This is a genomic window from Novosphingobium sp. PhB57, from assembly GCF_004342985.1.
Classification (GTDB): domain Bacteria; phylum Pseudomonadota; class Alphaproteobacteria; order Sphingomonadales; family Sphingomonadaceae; genus Novosphingobium.
On record NZ_SMBO01000008.1, the window covers coordinates 119,131 to 134,810 of the forward strand.

At 63.5% G+C, this 15,680-nt stretch carries 15 protein-coding genes; 8 read left to right on the forward strand and 7 right to left on the reverse strand.

The window, feature by feature from the left end:
• From EDF58_RS21125 to EDF58_RS21150, 5 genes are all read right to left on the reverse strand, one after another.
• The gene (locus tag EDF58_RS21125; RefSeq protein WP_132269220.1) at positions 1–414 is read right to left on the reverse strand and encodes a cupin domain-containing protein; all 414 of its coding nucleotides are present in this window, start codon (positions 412–414) and stop codon (positions 1–3) included.
• 123 nt (positions 415–537) lie between these two features.
• On the reverse strand, positions 538–957 hold the full coding sequence (locus EDF58_RS21130; protein WP_243654411.1) for a carboxymuconolactone decarboxylase family protein: 420 nt from the start codon (positions 955–957) through the stop codon (positions 538–540).
• The gene (locus EDF58_RS21135) at positions 957–1,718 is read right to left on the reverse strand and encodes a glucose 1-dehydrogenase (RefSeq protein ID WP_243654412.1); all 762 of its coding nucleotides are present in this window, start codon (positions 1,716–1,718) and stop codon (positions 957–959) included. Before EDF58_RS21135 ends, EDF58_RS21130 begins: the two co-directional genes overlap by 1 nt.
• Before the next feature lie 181 nt (positions 1,719–1,899).
• Positions 1,900–2,886: a quinone oxidoreductase gene (locus EDF58_RS21145; protein ID WP_132269167.1), complete on the reverse strand. Its 987-nt coding sequence runs from the start codon at positions 2,884–2,886 to the stop codon at positions 1,900–1,902.
• 46 nt (positions 2,887–2,932) lie between these two features.
• Positions 2,933–4,225, reverse strand: coding sequence for an MFS transporter (locus tag EDF58_RS21150; RefSeq protein WP_243654413.1), 1,293 nt, complete (start codon positions 4,223–4,225; stop codon positions 2,933–2,935).
• Positions 4,226–4,291: 66 nt separating this feature from the next.
• On the opposite strand from EDF58_RS21150, the gene EDF58_RS21155 reads away from it, so the two are divergent.
• Complete coding sequence (locus EDF58_RS21155) at positions 4,292–5,179, forward strand: LysR family transcriptional regulator (protein WP_132269168.1); 888 nt, start codon at positions 4,292–4,294, stop codon at positions 5,177–5,179.
• Between the two features lie 648 nt (positions 5,180–5,827).
• Here the strand turns inward: EDF58_RS21155 and EDF58_RS21165 are convergent.
• Together EDF58_RS21165 and EDF58_RS21170 are read right to left on the reverse strand one after the other, a co-directional pair.
• Complete coding sequence (locus EDF58_RS21165) at positions 5,828–6,544, reverse strand: nitroreductase (RefSeq protein ID WP_132269170.1); 717 nt, start codon at positions 6,542–6,544, stop codon at positions 5,828–5,830.
• Positions 6,545–6,640: 96 nt separating this feature from the next.
• Positions 6,641–7,795: an NADH-dependent flavin oxidoreductase gene (locus tag EDF58_RS21170; protein ID WP_132269172.1), complete on the reverse strand. Its 1,155-nt coding sequence runs from the start codon at positions 7,793–7,795 to the stop codon at positions 6,641–6,643.
• Positions 7,796–7,913: 118 nt separating this feature from the next.
• Between EDF58_RS21170 and EDF58_RS21175 the strand changes: the two genes are divergently transcribed.
• The 7 genes from EDF58_RS21175 to EDF58_RS21205 all read left to right on the forward strand — a co-directional run bounded on the left by EDF58_RS21175 (position 7,914) and on the right by EDF58_RS21205 (position 15,394).
• On the forward strand, positions 7,914–8,816 hold the full coding sequence (locus tag EDF58_RS21175; protein ID WP_132269173.1) for a LysR family transcriptional regulator: 903 nt from the start codon (positions 7,914–7,916) through the stop codon (positions 8,814–8,816).
• Positions 8,817–8,992: 176 nt separating this feature from the next.
• The gene (locus tag EDF58_RS21180) at positions 8,993–10,045 is read left to right on the forward strand and encodes an aldo/keto reductase (protein WP_132269227.1); all 1,053 of its coding nucleotides are present in this window, start codon (positions 8,993–8,995) and stop codon (positions 10,043–10,045) included.
• Positions 10,046–10,260: 215 nt separating this feature from the next.
• Positions 10,261–11,028, forward strand: a complete 768-nt coding sequence (locus EDF58_RS21185) for a glucose 1-dehydrogenase (RefSeq protein WP_132269175.1) — start codon at positions 10,261–10,263, stop codon at positions 11,026–11,028.
• A gap of 34 nt (positions 11,029–11,062) precedes the next feature.
• The gene (gene paoA / locus EDF58_RS21190; RefSeq protein ID WP_132269176.1) at positions 11,063–11,704 is read left to right on the forward strand and encodes an aldehyde dehydrogenase iron-sulfur subunit PaoA; all 642 of its coding nucleotides are present in this window, start codon (positions 11,063–11,065) and stop codon (positions 11,702–11,704) included.
• Positions 11,701–12,651, forward strand: a complete 951-nt coding sequence (locus EDF58_RS21195) for a xanthine dehydrogenase family protein subunit M (RefSeq protein WP_132269178.1) — start codon at positions 11,701–11,703, stop codon at positions 12,649–12,651. Before paoA ends, EDF58_RS21195 begins: the two co-directional genes overlap by 4 nt.
• Positions 12,648–14,867: an aldehyde oxidoreductase molybdenum-binding subunit PaoC gene (gene paoC / locus EDF58_RS21200; RefSeq protein ID WP_132269180.1), complete on the forward strand. Its 2,220-nt coding sequence runs from the start codon at positions 12,648–12,650 to the stop codon at positions 14,865–14,867. The genes EDF58_RS21195 and paoC overlap by 4 nt, the downstream gene beginning before the upstream one ends.
• 2 nt (positions 14,868–14,869) lie before the next feature.
• On the forward strand, positions 14,870–15,394 hold the full coding sequence (locus EDF58_RS21205) for a cupin domain-containing protein (protein ID WP_243654414.1): 525 nt from the start codon (positions 14,870–14,872) through the stop codon (positions 15,392–15,394).
• The last annotated feature ends 286 nt before the right edge of the window (positions 15,395–15,680 follow it).

The window sequence follows — 15,680 nt, forward strand, 5'->3', positions numbered from 1 at the left end:
TCAAGCAGCCTGCCCGGGACCGATCAGATATTCCTCGTCGGTCACCTTCTGCATCCAGATCACGTTCTTGCCGTCGAGCGCCTCCTGGATGGCGATGTGCGTCATCGCGGTGGTCGGCGTGGCACCGTGCCAGTGTTTGTGGCCGGGCGGGCACCAGATCACGTCACCGGCACGGATCTCGACGATTGGCTCACCTTCGCACTGGGTCCAGCCACAGCCTGCCGTCACCACGAGCGTCTGGCCAAGAGGATGGGTATGCCAGGCCGACCGGGCCCCGGGCTCGAACGTCACAGCCGCACACGACACGCGCGCGGGCTCGGGCGGTGCATTCAGCGGATCGATCCGCACGGTGCCGGTGAAATACTCCTCCGGCCCTTTCTGCGAGGGCTGTGATCCAGCGCGCATCAGTTTCATGGTAGTCTCCTTCAAGGTTAGGTCGGCGACATCGACGCCGTCCCGGTTGGCCGCGGATCTGCTCGCCGTTGAGAGGAAGGCGATGCCGACAAGCCGCACCGCCTCGCGGCGCGAGAGCATTCCTCAGGCGCTCGCTTCGTCGAACACCTTCCGGATGATCGGAAGCGCCGTCATCGCCGGCGGCCAGCCGGCATAAAAGGCGATCTGGGTGATCGCCTCAACAATCTCGTCCTTGGTGACGCCGTTCTCGAGGGCCTTCTTGATATGAAAAGGCATCTCGTTGATCCGATACATCGCGATCAGGCAGGTGATCGTAACCAGACTGCGATCGCGGGGAGAGAGCGCCGGGTTTTCCCAGACATCCCCGAACAGCACTTTGTCGGTGATCTCAGCAAGATGCGGCGCGATGTCGCCGAAGGATTTTCGGGCATTGGTCGGTTCAGTGGTCACAAGCTTTTCTCCAGCAAATGCGGGCCACGGCATCGCCACGGCAAGCGCCGCGATGAACGTGTCCCGGCGGGTGATGGTCGTCTTTGGCGGCATCAGTGGGCGACGAAACCGCCGTCCACGGGCAGCGCCACGCCGAGCACGAAGCTCGCCGCCGAGCTGCACATCCACAGCACCGCGGCCGCGACCTCATCCGGGCGACCCATGCGGCCGATCGGCTGCTCTTTGAGAAACTCCTTCATCGCCGCCGGATCGATCTCGTCGCCCATCGGCGTGTCGATGCAGCCAGGGCAAATCGCGTTGACGCGGATCCCTTCGGCGGCGACGTCCATCGCGGCGCTCTTGGTGAGACCGATCACGCCGTGCTTGGTCGCATGATAGGCGGCGCGGCCGGGCAGACCGACGAGACCGCCGAGCGACGAGCAATTGACGATCGCACCGCTGCCCTGTTTCTTCATCTGGATCAGCTCATGCTTCATGAAGGTCCAGATGCCGCGCAGATTGACCGCGTTGACCTGATCGAAGCCATCGCTGGTCTCCTCCACCATCGGGCACATCGGCCCAAGGATGCCAGCGTTGTTATAGGCCATGTCGAGCCGGCCGAACTCGGTCACTGCCCGCTCGACCGCGCTTTGCGCGAGCGCCTCGTCGGCAACATCCCCGACGATACTGATCGCCTTGCCGCCGGCGGCGGTGATGGCGGCTAGCGTCTCGCCCAGACCGGTTTCGTCGCGATCGACCAGCACGACCGCAGCGCCTGCTGCCGCGAACGCTTCGGCGGTGACACGGCCCATGCCCGAGCTTGCGCCTGTCACAAGCGCGACCTGAGCGGAAAAATCATAAACAGGGTACATCATAAGCTCCTTTGAAATGTGATGAGGGCGCGCGTCAGCGCGTGTCGGGGTCGGGGCCGCCGCGCTCGTTCTGATCGATCGCGTCGATCGCTGCGATTTCCTCCGCGACGAGGGTGAAATCGAACACATCGATATTCTCGGCGATGCGGGCGGGGCGAACCGATTTCGGGATTCAATCCGTGCATCATGGGACCAGATTGATCCCGCCGGTAACGTGCCGCGCCTCGATCAGGCGGTGAGCTTCAGCAGCCTGTGACAAGGGGAGCGTGCCGTGGATCCTGACCTTGACCGCGCCGCTCGCAATGACGTCGAACAGGTCCCGGGCATTGGCGATTACATCCTCCCGTTTCGCCAGATACTGCGTCAGACCGGGGGATGTGGCGTCGAGCGACCCTTTCTCGAGCAGAGCCATCATATCGAAGGCCTCGATCCGGCCGGACGCCCAGCCGAAATTGACGAAAGTGCCGAACGGCCGCAGGCAATCGAGCGAGCCCGCAAAGACGTCCTTGCCGACGCCGTCATAGACGACATGGCATAAGTCGCCGCCGGTGATCTCGCGCACGCGCGCCACAAAATCTTCGCGGCGATAGTCGATCACATGATCGCAGCCGTTTTCCCGCGCCAGGGCGGCCTTTTCGGCCGAGCCGACCGTCCCGATAACGGTGGCGCCTAGATGCTTCGCCCATTGGGTCAGGATCAACCCGACGCCGCCGGCCGCTGCATGGACGAGGATCACATGGCCGGGCTCGACACGGAAGGTGCGGCGCAGCAGGTATTGGGCGGTCAAACCCTTCAGCATCGATGCGGCTGCTATCTCGAAGCTCACGGCGGCGGGCAGCTGGACTAGGAAGTGCGCGGGTACGATGCACAGTTCAGCATAGGCGCCGAGCGTCTCGACAAAGGCGACGCGGTCGCCAGGCGAGAAGCCGGTCACGCCCTCGCCGATCGATACGACTTCGCCGGCGCCTTCCTTGCCGGGAGTGAAAGGCAGATGCGGCGCAGGGAATGCCCCGCTTCGCAGGTAGATGTCGACGAAGTTCACGCCGATGGCGCGGTTGCGCACGAGCACCTCGCCAGCTCCAGGCGGCCGAATGGCTACGTCCTCATAGCGCAGCACGTCCGGAGCGCCCTGCTGAAGAATCTGGATGGCCTTGGAGGAGAGGGTCTGCATGATCTTTCGTCCTTCGTATCGCGATAACCGGAACGCCCCGTCTGGTTCATCCGGTCCCGCGCGCGAACCTTGCGTCCTGATCCTGATCCGCTTCATCGCCGTTCGGGGCGCTCGACGCCGGCGCGTCCTTCCTGGCACCGCGCGATGCGAGGAATGCCATGAACGCCGAGGCGCACAGGATGGTAGCGCTGACGGCGAAGGTCACCTGGTAACCGCTGCTGTCGAACAGGAGACCGCCGGCGGACGCGCCCAAGGTGATCGCAAGCTGGATAGACGCGACCATCAGTCCGCCGCCGGCCTCCGCATCGTCCGGAAGCACCTTGCTCAACCACGTCCACCAGCCGACCGGCGCGGCGGTGGCGATGATCCCCCACAGTGCCAGCAGCACGGTTGTGGCGACGACCGACGATCCGTAGGCGATCAGACCCACCGCGATCGCGGCCATAGCCAGCGGCATCGATACGAGCAGGCCATAGAGCCGATTTCCGACGAGGAATCCAATCAGGTAGGTTCCGGCGAGACCGCTCAGCCCGAGGATCAGCAGGATCAGCGACAATGTCGAGACGCTCACGCCCGTGACCGTTTCGAGAAAGGGCCGAAGATAGGTAAACAACGCGAACTGGCCGATGAAGAGCAAGGAGACGGCCATGATGCCCCTTGGCACGCCGCAGCGACGCAGCACCCGGAATGCGGCAGTCGGGCCGGACCCGCCGCGCGCCGGCATGGATGGCAAGGTTTTGAACAGCCACGCGAAGGTGAGCGCCGCCAATGGCACCACACAGAAGAAGGCGCCGCGCCATCCGATAAATTGACCGAGAAAGCTTCCGAGCGGCGCCGCGATCGTGACGGCCAAGGCGTTGCCGCCGTTGAGCAGGCCAAGGGCACGTGGCACTTCGTCTTCGGCCACGAGCCGCATGACGATCGCCGCCGACATCGACCAGAAGCCGCCGATGACCACGCCGACCAAGGCTCGCCCGATGATCATGACGCCGAAGTTCGGGGCGAAGGCGACGATCAGTCCCGAGCCGAGCATCAAGGCAGTAAGCCACAGCAGCAGTGTCCGGCGGTCGACCCGCTGGGTAATTGACGAGATGAAGAGGCTCGTGATGACAGCGAAGATGCCGGAGACAGCGATCGCCTGTCCGGCCTGACCTTCGGTCAGGCTCAGGTCCGAGGCGATCGGAGTGAGCAGGCTCACCGGCATGAACTCGGAGGCGATGAGGGTCGCGACGCACAGGGTGAGCGCGAACACCGCGCTCCAACCGCTATGCGGCGACCCGGTGGGCTGATCGACCGACGACTGTGCGATGGGAGTTCCGGTGTTTTGCATGACACCCATTTAGAGACTGCCTTTGACTTCGATTAGACGCTATAATGCGCACGAGCCTTAAAGCAGAGCTAAACAATGCCACGCCAACCGTTGAATGATCTTGCGGCGTTTCTCGCGGTCGCCCGCGAGCGCAGCTTCACGCGCGCAGCGGCCCAGCTTGGCGTTTCAGCATCGGCACTCAGTCAGACGGTACGTGCGCTTGAGGAGACGCTGGGCGTGCGGCTGCTCACGCGCACCACCCGCAGTGTTGCCCCGACCGAGGCAGGCGAACGTCTGGTCGCTACGGTCGGCCCACATCTCGACGGCATCGGCGCCGAACTCGCGGCGATCGCGGAACTCCGCAACAAGCCCTCAGGGACGATCCGCATCACCGCCGTCGATCATGCGGCCGAGACGATAATATGGCCGGCTCTTGCCGGCTTCCTCGCCAGCTATCCCGACATTCGCGTGGACATTACCGTGGACAATAGTCTGACCGACATCGTGACGGGCCAGTTCGACGCGGGCGTGCGGATGGGCGAGCGCGTGGCCGGCGACATGGTCGCCGTGCGGATCGGACCCGAACTCCGCATGGCGGCGGTTGCCACGCCCGCCTATTTCGCTGCACGCGGCACGCCGGCGACACCGCAGGACCTCGCCGGGCACAGCTGCATCAATCTTCGCATGCAGACGCTTGGCGGGATTTATGTTTGGGAATTCGAGCAAGGTGATCGCGAGGTGAATGTGCGGGTCGACGGGCAGCTAACCGTCAACGACATATCCGTCATCAAGCAGGCTGCGTTGAACGGTCTCGGGGTCGCGTTCATGCCGGAGGATATAGTGCGAGCGGAGCTCGCGTCCGGCGAGCTGACCCGGGTGCTGGCGGACTGGACCCCACCGTTTCCCGGCTACTATCTCTATTACCCGAGTCGTCGGCATCACTCGCTAGCATTTGGGCTCTTCGTTGAAGCCCTGCGCCGCTGATCGACGCCCTGCGCACGCTAGCGCGATGCGCCGACTACTCGGCTCCTTCGACGAAGACGGTCCGTCTCCGGACTACTGGGTCTCGGAAGAGGTGCCACCTCCCGAACCGCCGAAGCCTGCGCCAGGTGGCACCTTTTGGCCGCCGCGCTACCTTGATCCCTTTGCCGAGCCGGACGACGATCGCCAACCAGCGCTGGCGGTCGCCATCGACACTCTGCAGGTCCATCATGTCGAGAGGATCAAGATTAAGACGGAGACATTCGATGTGCGCAGATATTGGAGGGAAAAGCGCCCCTCCAAGCTAAGCGGTGCCCCTGACTTTTGACGGCGATGCCGTGATTCGGAAGTTCTTTCTGCTTGTGAATGGCAGGTCTGGGCATGAGCCGGCGTTCAGCGGTTAGGCCGGGAACGACTGCTTCGTCCCACGATCCGGCGTTCGCTTGCGGCGGCAGTCGACCAAGGACCGTCGATCGCGAGGCGTCAGCAGCCGACCAAAGCCGGTCGTCCAACGCTGCACCGGCGTACGTCTGTTTTCGACAGAAGCTGCCGCTCGGACTGATCAAGGTGAATATCGGCAACGAACTACCTCTTGACGTTCATCACCTCGCGTAACGATCAAGTGTGATCAGTGTGCGTTTCCGAGCGGCGTCAGCTATGAAAGGTGACGCTCCGCGCCAATTCGTCTCGACCCATACGGACCCTGTTCGCCGATGCTGCCTCGTCGGGGTAACCAAAGGAAATACCGTAGAGCAGCTTCAGGTCCTGCGACACGCCAAGCACGTCGCGGACGGTCTGCGCATACAGGCCGAGCACGGTCTGAGGAACGCCCCCCAGGCCCCGAGCGGCAAGCGCCAGCAGGAACGTCTGGCCATACATTCCAAGGTCGCCGGCGACCCGCACGCTGTCGCCGACGACAGGCATGAACAGCAGGGCGACGTGCGGTGCGTTGAAGAACGAGAAGTTGACCCCGGATGCCTTTGCGCGGCTCTCCCGATCATCCCGAGCCACGCCGAGATTGCGGTAGTAGATCGCGCCCTGCTCACGCCGGCGCTCGTCGTAGCGCCCCTCGAAGCCGCCCTCGTCCCAGGAAAAGTCGGGTGTCAGCCTGCCGGCGACGTTCGCTTCATGAAGGGCCTTGGACAGATCATCACGCTTGGCGCCGCTGACAATATGCATGTTCCAGGGCTGTGTATTACAGTTCGACGGCGCATGTTGGGCATCCAACAACACTTCCCGGATCACGGCATTGGGCAACGGCTCGGCAAGAAAATCACGGTAGGATCTGCGCACCCGAACCGTTTCGTCGAATGGCAGCATGAGCCTGTCGTCGACGGACGTCGCAGCGGAAATTGGATCCTGGGTCATGCAAACTCCTTACGAAACAAGATCGGCATCGACGGCAGCGGTCTTCTGCCGTCGATGTCTCCGCGAACCGCTCCGACGACACACGTCACAGACCGCTCAGGCATCAACCGCCGCTGGAACCTTGCTCTCAGTGATCGCAAACCAGCCAGGCGTGTTTGCGATGACCGACCGCAGCTTTGCCGGGATGGCGAGATCTGCCGTGCGCGAGAGATCCAGCGCCGTCGTGACATCCGTGCTGTCTGTCTTGGCGGCCGCAACCCAACCCGGGTTCATCACCAGCCCTTGCCCGATCGCAATCATGTCCAGGCCGACGGCGCGCGCCTTCAGTGCCTGTTCGGGGGTCCGAACCTGACCGGCCGCCATCAGCAGCGCGCGGCCGTTCAGGCGCTCGAGGAGGCATTCTACCATCGTCTTGCCATCGACAGAGTCGATTGGGCAGTCCTCCAGGACGTTGCCGAGGGAGGCGTGAACATAGTCGACGCCCGCATCGGCAAGCCGGTCGACGAGTACGAAGCTTTCCTCGATGCTCAGTCCGCCTTCGCCATGCTCCTCGGGGGAAATCCGATAGCCAAGCGCGAACGGACGGGGTGCCTCGGCAGCGATCACACGCTGCACTTCGTTGACGACTGCGAGTGGGAAGCGCATGCGGTTCTCGAGCGATCCGCCCCATTCATCGGTCCGCTGGTTCGTGCGCGACGACAGGAAGTTCTGGATCAGGAAACCGTGCGCGCCGTGGAGCTCGATACCGTCGAATCCGGCAACGATTGCGCGCCTCGTCGCCGCTCCAAAATCGGCGATGATTGCTTTGATCTCGTCAGGCGACAGCGCGCGCACCGGCGCGCCACCCGGTACGAACGTGCTTTCCTCCATGTAGCCATCACTGGCGCTCACCACATCGCCACCTGGTACGAGACCCGGCAGCGCCTTGTTTCCAGCGTGGAAGATCTGGAGGATTGCTGGCGCACCGCCGCTTTTTGATGCGGCCGCGAGGCGGCTCAGGCTGGGAACGAACCGGTCGCCGTAGGATGCGAACTCGTCGGTGAAGCCGATACCGTTCGCGGTGACGTGGCTGCAGCCGGTGATTACGAGGCCGACGCCTCCCGCCCGCTTGCGATAATAGCCATCTTCTTCGTCAGAAATCGTAGCATCGTCATTGGCTGACCAAGTCGTCATCGGCGCCATCACGATGCGGTTACGCAGCGTCATGCCCGAGGTCAGCTCGAACTGCTCGAATAGGGGGTTGGTGTTCATGATGGTCCGTCCGCGATCTGCAGCCCGCTGTGCAGGCGTGGTCATCGAACAAGATAGGCTCTATGTTCTATGCGACTACCGACCTGTGGTCGCTTAGGCCTATGTGAGATTTGCATATATGCGGCGTGACGAACTAAATGATCTGGCGGCGTTCGAGGTGGTCGCGCGGGAGGGCAGCTTTACGCGAGCTGCAGCCACTCTCGGGATGTCGCAGTCGGCATTGAGCCACGCGATGCGAGGGCTCGAGGACCGATTGAAGGTTCGCCTGCTCTCTCGCACTACGCGATCAGTATCAACTACCGAGGCCGGCGAAATACTGCTGCGCTCGTTGCGCCCCGCACTCGAGGACATCGCGTCAGGCCTCGCAGAGGTCGGTGCGCTCGGTGCCGCTGCGTCTGGTCCGCTCCGGATCACGGCAACAAAGAATGCCGTCACTGCGATCATCCTGCCGGTGCTACCTGCCTTTCTCGCTTCCCACCCGAACGTCAGCGTCGAATTGATCGTCGACGACAATCTGACCGATATTGTTGCGAACCGCTTCGATGCCGGCATCCGCTTCGGCAACATCATCGAGAAAGATATGATCGCGGTGAGGATCGGGCCGGATATGCAACGCGCGGTCGTCGGATCGCCGGATTACTTCGCCAAGAACCCACCACCCGCGACGCCGCACGATCTCGCGGCGCATGACTGCATCACCTATCGCCTCGTCAGGACGGGCGGCTTTTATGCCTGGGAGTTTGAGGAAGACGGCCAGCCGCTGCACGTTCGGGTCAGCGGATCGCTGGTGTTCAACGATTCCGACCTGATGCGAGCTTCTGCGATCGCCGGGATGGGGATCGCCTACGTCTATGACGACGATGCAGCCGCGGACATTCAAGAAGGGCGCTTGATCCGCGTCCTCGAGGATTACTGCCCGCATCTACCAGGCTATTATTTGTACCACCCGAGCCGACGGCAGACCCCACCCGCGCTAACGGCATTGATCTCTGCGTTGCGAAGCGGCAGCCAATTATTTTGATCCCAATCGGTTTCATGCACCTTTTGCATAAACCCTAGCTGACTTCCCCCTCTTATCCTTTTCATCGCCAGTCCGATATCGTGTCGACCGGAGCAAATGACGGCTTTCCGGTTCGCATTCATCGCGACGCTTTGGTTCGAATGAGCCGAGGCGCCGCCCAGCTGGAGCACGCCGCGATGCACTATCGTAAACTTGGAAATTCCGGCCTCTCGGCCCCCACGCTCATCCTCGGGACGATGGGGCTCGGCACGGAGACTGAAGAAAAGGAAGCGTTCGCGATCCTGGACGCTTACCTCGAGGCGGGCGGCAACATGCTCGATACCGCTGATGTCTATGGCAAGGGCGCCTCCGAAGAGTTGCTCGGCCGCTGGCGCGCGAGCCGCCCAAGCGACATCACTGATCGCGTGGTCTGGGCATCGAAGGGGCGCTTCGGCACCGGGCCGGACGTCAACGACGCAGGGTCGTCGCGGCGCCATCTCGATCGCTCGCTGAACACGTCGCTTCGCCGGCTCGGCGTCGACGCGATCGACCTCTATCAGTTGCACGGTTGGGATCCGCTCACTCCGGTCGAGGAGACCATTTCCTTCCTCGGTGCAGCGCTGCTCGCCGGCAAGATCCACTATTACGGCCTCTCGAACTTCACGGGCTGGCAGATGCAGCTGTTCGTCTCGACGGCACGCGCGATGGGCGTGCCCACGCCGGTCACGCTGCAGCAGCAATACAGCCTGATCTACCGCGAGAGCGAGTATGAGGTTATCCCGGCCGCCCTGCACAACGAGATCGGCCTGCTTCCCTGGTCGCCGCTGGCAGCCGGTTTCCTGACCGGTAAATACGTCCGGGGCACGGACTCCGGTAAGGGGTCGCGTCTGGCATCGGATAATCCGATGACTCAGCATCAAGCCAAGATGCTGCACGACAACGACCAGAAGTGGGCGACGGTCGATGTGGTCAAGGAGATCGCCGCCCAGATCGGCGCGAGCCCGAGCCAGGTCGCGCTCAGCTGGGTCAAGGACCAACCTTCAGTTACCGCCCCGATCATCGGTGCGCGCACGATCGAACAGTTGCGCGACAATCTTGGCGCGGCCGAGTTGGTGCTCGAAGCTGCCATGACCGAGAAGCTGACCAAGGTCAGCGCGCCGACACCCGAGGACTATCCTTATGGTCGCTTCGGCGTGCTCCAGCGCGGCCGCTACATCGACTCCAGCGAGCAGGCGCTCCGCGAACTGTAAGCTCGAAAGTGCGGCACTGGCTGAACGCGATAGCATCAGCCGGTGCCGCGGTCCGATGCGGGCGACCGCCTGTCCAGCATCGCAAGGGAATTATGCGCCGATTGCATAAGGCCTATCGAGCTTTGCCACCTTATCGATTTCCGCTAGCAGCGTAGCTTGGCCTCGACTGGCCAAGCCTCGTTCTGCGCCGGCGATCCGACCCAGGAAGTACCGCGATGAACCCCAAATATGATTATGCCGGCAAGGTCGCGCTGGTCACCGGCGCGAGCGCCGGGATCGGTCTTGCTACGGCCAAGGCCTATGCCGAGGCAGGCGCTTCCGTTGTGCTGGCCGATATCGATACCGCATCTGTAGAAAGGGCAGCAGCGGACCTCGTCGCTGCGGGGCATACGGCGATCGGCGTCACCTGCGACGTGTCCGATGAAAACCAAGCTGCGTCGCTTGTTGCGAAGGCCGATGAAACCTACGGCGCTCTCGACATGGCATTTAACAATGCCGGAATCGCGGGGCCCTCGGGCAAACTGACCGACGAGACCGCCGAAGAGTTTGATGCGGTCAATGGCGTCAACCTGCGCGGCGTATGGGCCTGCATGAAGCACGAGATCATTCAGATGGAGAAGCAGGGTGGCGGCGCGATCGTCAATTGCTCGTCGCTGGGCGGCCTCGTCGGGCAAGCCGGCCGGGCCGCCTATCACGGCACCAAGCACGGCGTGATCGGGCTGACCAAGAGCGCAGGCGTCGAATACGTGTCCAAGGGCATCCAGATCAACGCGGTGTGCCCGGGCGTCATCGAGACGCCGATGCTCGGCGACCTGATGAAGCGGTCGCCCGAAGCCATGGAGCAGGTTCAGCGCGACCAGCCGATTGGTCGGCTGGGTCAACCCGAAGAGATCGCCGCTGCCGTCCTCTGGCTTTCCAGCCCTGCCGCCAGCTTCGTCGCCGGAGCCTATCTGGCGGTCGATGGTGGTTTCGTCGCCCATTGATCCCCATCAACGCCAACCAACAGGACAGTCGAGCATGGAGCGATCCGACGACTTCGCCATCTCGCGCCGCGGCGCATTGGTCGGGACGGCAGCTGCCGTCGCGATTGGCGCGACTGCCAGCGTGACCGCGCAGACGCCACATCACCCCAGCGTTCCGCAGCCTACCCGGCTGTCGGTGTCGCTGAAGGTCAACGGCAAACGCGAGGCTATGGAGCTCGACACGCGCACCACGCTTCTCGATGCGCTTCGCGACCATCTCCACCTGACCGGCACGAAGAAGGGCTGCGATCACGGCCAGTGCGGTGCCTGCACAGTGCTAGTCGACGGAAAGCGGATCAATTCCTGTCTGACGCTCGCGGTCATGCACCAGGGCGACGAGATCACGACGATCGAGGGCCTGGGACAGCCCGGCAATCTGCACCCGATGCAGGCGGCGTTCGTGAAACACGACGGCTATCAGTGTGGCTATTGCACGCCCGGCCAGATCTGCTCGGCAATCGCCGTGCTCGGCGAGATCGAGGCTGGCGTGCCGAGCCATGTCAGCGGGAGCCTCACCGATCGGCCGACAGCCACCAACGACGAGATGCGCGAGCGGATGAGCGGCAATATCTGCCGTTGCGGCGCCTATTCGAACATCCTCGAGGCGATGACCGAAGTCGCGGGAGCCAAGGTATGAAACCCTTCAGCTACGAACGCGCCACCACACCGGCCGAGGCGGCTGCGGCAGTGCAGCGCCCCGGTGCCAAGTTCATCGCAGGCGGCACCAACCTCCTCGATTTGATGAAGCTCGAGATCGAGACGCCGCAGCATCTCGTCGATGTTGGCGGGTTGAACCTCGACCGGATCGAGCCGACACCCGAGGGCGGCCTTCGGATCGGCGCGCTCGTCACCAATACCGACCTCGCGTCTGACAAACGCGTACGCAAGGATTACGGCGTCCTCTGCCGCGCGATTGTCGCGGGCGCCAGCGGACAGCTCCGCAACAAGGCAACGACCGCGGGCAACCTGCTGCAGCGCACGCGCTGCCCGTATTTCTACGACACCAACCAGCCCTGCAATAAGCGCAAGCCAGGTTCCGGCTGCGCGGCCATCGGCGGGGTAAATCGCCAGCTCGGCGTGATCGGAACCAGCGATGCCTGCATCGCCACCTATCCAGGCGACATGGCCGTTGCAATGCGTGTCCTCGACGCGGCTGTCGAGACGGTGAACGCTGCCGGCGCGACCCGCGCTATACCTATCGCCAACTTCCATCGGCTGCCGGGATCAACCCCGCATATCGACACGACGCTGCAGCACGGCGAACTCATCACCGGCGTCACGTTGCCCCGCCCGCTAGGCGGCACGCATGTCTATCTCAAGGTCCGCGACCGCGCGTCCTACGCCTTCGCACTCGTCTCGATTGCCGCTGTCATCCAGCGTGACGGAACGGGGCACGTCGCGATTGGCGGTGTCGCGCCGAAGCCGTGGCGCAACGAAGCGGCCGATGCCGCGCTGCCGCAGGGCGCCAAGGCCGCAGCGTCTCGGCTCTTCGCCGGTGCGCGACCGACGCCGGAAAACGCATTCAAGGTGCCGCTCGCCGAGCGCGCGCTCGCAGCCGTCCTGGCAGAGGTAAAGGCAGCATGAAGTTCGACACGCCTGCGGGTACCAACCCGATCGATCAGCTAAAGGTGATTGGGAAGCCGACCGACCGGATTGACGGTCCGTTGAAGACCACTGGCGCCGCCAAATATGCCTATGAATGGCATGAGGAGGTCCCCAACGCGGCCTATGGCTACATCGTCGGCTCGGCGATCGCCAAGGGGCGGATCGGATCTATCGACCTCGACGAGGCAAAGGCCGCCTCCGGCGTGCTCGCGATCGTGACCGCTAAGGAGGCCGGCAAGCTCGGCAAGGGCAAGTTCAACACCGTCAAGCTCCTCGCCGGCCCCGATATCGACCATTACGCTCAGGCCATTGCCGTGGTCGTCGCCGAGACGTTCGAGCAGGCGCGTGCCGCGGCCGCGATGGTGCGCATCGACTATGTCCGGGCCAAGGGCAGTTTCGACCTTGCCGAGGGCCTGAAGACCGCACCGATCACGGGCGGCATGGGCGACGACGGCAAGCCAGCGCCCAAGGAAGATCGCTATGGCGACTTCGAAGGCGCCTATGCGGCAGCGCCGGTCAAGCTCGACGAGCGCTACACGACACCCGACCAGAGTCAGGCGATGATCGAGCCGCACGCCTCGATTGCGGCGTGGGATGGCGACAAGCTTACCGTCTGGAACGCCAATCAGATGGTCGACTGGAGCCGCGCCGACCTTGCCACGACGCTCGGCATTCCGAAGGACAATGTCCGCCTGATCTCGCCTTATGTTGGCGGCGGTTTCGGCAGTAAGCTGTGGATCCGCGCCGACGTTGTGATGGCGGCCCTCGGCGCGAAAGCCGCTGGCCGTCCCGTCAAGATTGCGCTTCCCCGCCCGTTCCTGATGAACAACACGCCACACCGACCGGCGACCGCGCAGCGCATCCGCATTGGCACCGACCAAGCCGGCAAGATCACCGCGTTCGCGCATGAGAGCGGCACCGGCGACGTCGCGGGTGGTCAGCCCGAGACTGTGACCGCCCAAAGCAAGCTCCTCTATGCCGGTGAGAACCGCCTGCTCCAGCGTCGCCTCGCGCATCTGGATCTGCCTGAGAGCAATGCGATGCGCGCGCCAGGGGAGGCGCAGGGCCTTATGGCGCTGGAGATCGCGATGGACGAGATGGCCGAGAAGCTGAAGATCGATCCGATCGAGTTCCGCATCATCAACGACACCCAAGTCGATCCGATGAAGCCCGAGAAGCGCTTCTCGCAGCGCCAGCTCACTGAGTGCTTCCGGATCGGTGCCGAAAAGTTCGGCTGGTCGCAGCGCAATGCCTCGCCAGGCCAGATGCGCGATGGCCGCTGGTTGATCGGCATGGGCACCGCGACTGCCTTCCGCGGACACATCAATACACCGTCGAAGGCCCGCATCCGGCTCGATGCAAAGGGAATAGTCACGGTCGAGAGCGACATGACCGACATCGGAACCGGCAGCTATACGATTTTCGCGCAGACCGCGGCGGAGACGATGGGCCTCCCGCTCGACAAGGTCATCGTGAAGCTAGGTGATTCCACCTTCCCCGTGTCCGCCGGATCGGGCGGACAGTGGGGTGCGAACAGCGGCACGGCCGGTGTCTATGCCGCGTGCATGAAGCTGCGCGAGTTGGTCGCGGAGCGTCTCGGCCTTAACACAGCCGACGCTGCGTTCGTCGATGGTAAGGTACGGTCGGCCAACCGCAGCATCGCCCTGGGCGATGCTGCAAAGGGTGGCGACATCGTCATCGAAGACGGCATCGAGTTTGGCGATCTCGACAAGCAGATGCATCAGGCGACATTCGGTGCGCATTTCGTCGAGGTCGGGGTCGACGCCTACACTGGCGTCACACGTGTTCGCCGCATGCTAGCGGTCTGCGCCGCGGGGCGGATCCTCAACCCCAAGGCTGCCCGCAGCCAAGTGATCGGCGCAATGACGATGGGAGTAGGCGGCGCGCTTATGGAGGAGCTCGCGGTCGACAGGCGCTTCGGCTTTTTCGTCAATCACGACCTCGCCGGCTACGAAGTGCCGGTCCATGCCGACATCCCGCATCAGGAGGTCATCTTCCTCGACGAGGTCGATGCGACGACGTCGCCGATGAAAGCCAAGGGTGTCGGCGAGCTGGGCCTGTGCGGGGTCGGCGCCGCCGTCGCCAACGCTGTCTATAATGCGACCGGCGTTCGCATCCGCGACTATCCGATCACGCTCGACAAGCATCTCGATCGCTTGCCGGCGATCGCATGAGGATGGCCGGAGCGATTGTGCCCGCAATACCCAGCGGCACCTGGCTCGTATCCCTGCTGGCGTGCCTGAACATCGCCTTTTCTCCTGCGGCAGCCGACACGAAGAAAGCATCTGCTATGACCGACATCAAACGTAAAGCCGATCTCAAGACCGTGCCCGGTCCCGCCGAGACCTTCACTGGGGAGGTCACCGTCACCATGCTGTTCCAGCGCGACGAGCCGTCGCGGGTGTCGGGCGCACGGGTCCATTTCGAGCCCGGTGCACGGACCGCGTGGCACACGCATCCGCTCGGCCAGACGCTAATTGTCACCGAAGGCGTTGGTTGGACGCAGGTCGAGGGCGGCCCGGTCCTTGAGTTCTTCGCCGGTGACGTTCTCCTCTGCCCTGCCAAAGAGAAGCATTGGCACGGCGCTACGCCGCGCGAGAGCATGACCCACATCGCCGTCCAGGAAAGTCAGGACGGCTCGCCCGTCACCTGGATGCACCATGTCACCGACGAGGAATATTTGAAGGGACCGAACGGCTGAGGCGCGTGCCTCTGGCGTCGCTGAAAAAGGACCAATGCGCTGTCTGCTCACGGCTGCGATGCCCTTTTAGGGCCTACACGCCCCGTCGGCTTGCCGCTGATACTTCCTCACTCCGTAATGCGGGGATCGTCCAGCGCCAGAGGTCCGGTTCTGCCGATAGCTGCCGTATGGTCGAGGTCTGTGGAAAGACCGCTACGTCCCAGTTCTCCCCCTTCGGATGTCGACCCTTCTCGGTCGTTCAGCAGCCGATTTCCGCTCCCCAGGTGCGGACCGGCAGCTTTCCCAT

What these genes read in the sequence shown, in the direction of transcription:
- EDF58_RS21125 (WP_132269220.1), bottom strand. Translation starts at nt 414, where the DNA reads ATGAAACTGATGCGCGCTGGATCACAGCCCTCGCAGAAAGGGCCGGAG.
- EDF58_RS21130 (WP_243654411.1), bottom strand. Translation starts at nt 957, where the DNA reads ATGCCGCCAAAGACGACCATCACCCGCCGGGACACGTTCATCGCGGCG.
- EDF58_RS21135 (WP_243654412.1), bottom strand. Translation starts at nt 1,718, where the DNA reads ATGATGTACCCTGTTTATGATTTTTCCGCTCAGGTCGCGCTTGTGACA.
- EDF58_RS21145 (WP_132269167.1), bottom strand. Translation starts at nt 2,886, where the DNA reads ATGCAGACCCTCTCCTCCAAGGCCATCCAGATTCTTCAGCAGGGCGCT.
- EDF58_RS21150 (WP_243654413.1), bottom strand. Translation starts at nt 4,225, where the DNA reads ATGGGTGTCATGCAAAACACCGGAACTCCCATCGCACAGTCGTCGGTC.
- EDF58_RS21155 (WP_132269168.1), top strand. Translation starts at nt 4,292, where the DNA reads ATGCCACGCCAACCGTTGAATGATCTTGCGGCGTTTCTCGCGGTCGCC.
- EDF58_RS21165 (WP_132269170.1), bottom strand. Translation starts at nt 6,544, where the DNA reads ATGACCCAGGATCCAATTTCCGCTGCGACGTCCGTCGACGACAGGCTC.
- EDF58_RS21170 (WP_132269172.1), bottom strand. Translation starts at nt 7,795, where the DNA reads ATGAACACCAACCCCCTATTCGAGCAGTTCGAGCTGACCTCGGGCATG.
- EDF58_RS21175 (WP_132269173.1), top strand. Translation starts at nt 7,914, where the DNA reads ATGCGGCGTGACGAACTAAATGATCTGGCGGCGTTCGAGGTGGTCGCG.
- EDF58_RS21180 (WP_132269227.1), top strand. Translation starts at nt 8,993, where the DNA reads ATGCACTATCGTAAACTTGGAAATTCCGGCCTCTCGGCCCCCACGCTC.
- EDF58_RS21185 (WP_132269175.1), top strand. Translation starts at nt 10,261, where the DNA reads ATGAACCCCAAATATGATTATGCCGGCAAGGTCGCGCTGGTCACCGGC.
- paoA (WP_132269176.1), top strand. Translation starts at nt 11,063, where the DNA reads ATGGAGCGATCCGACGACTTCGCCATCTCGCGCCGCGGCGCATTGGTC.
- EDF58_RS21195 (WP_132269178.1), top strand. Translation starts at nt 11,701, where the DNA reads ATGAAACCCTTCAGCTACGAACGCGCCACCACACCGGCCGAGGCGGCT.
- paoC (WP_132269180.1), top strand. Translation starts at nt 12,648, where the DNA reads ATGAAGTTCGACACGCCTGCGGGTACCAACCCGATCGATCAGCTAAAG.
- EDF58_RS21205 (WP_243654414.1), top strand. Translation starts at nt 14,870, where the DNA reads ATGGCCGGAGCGATTGTGCCCGCAATACCCAGCGGCACCTGGCTCGTA.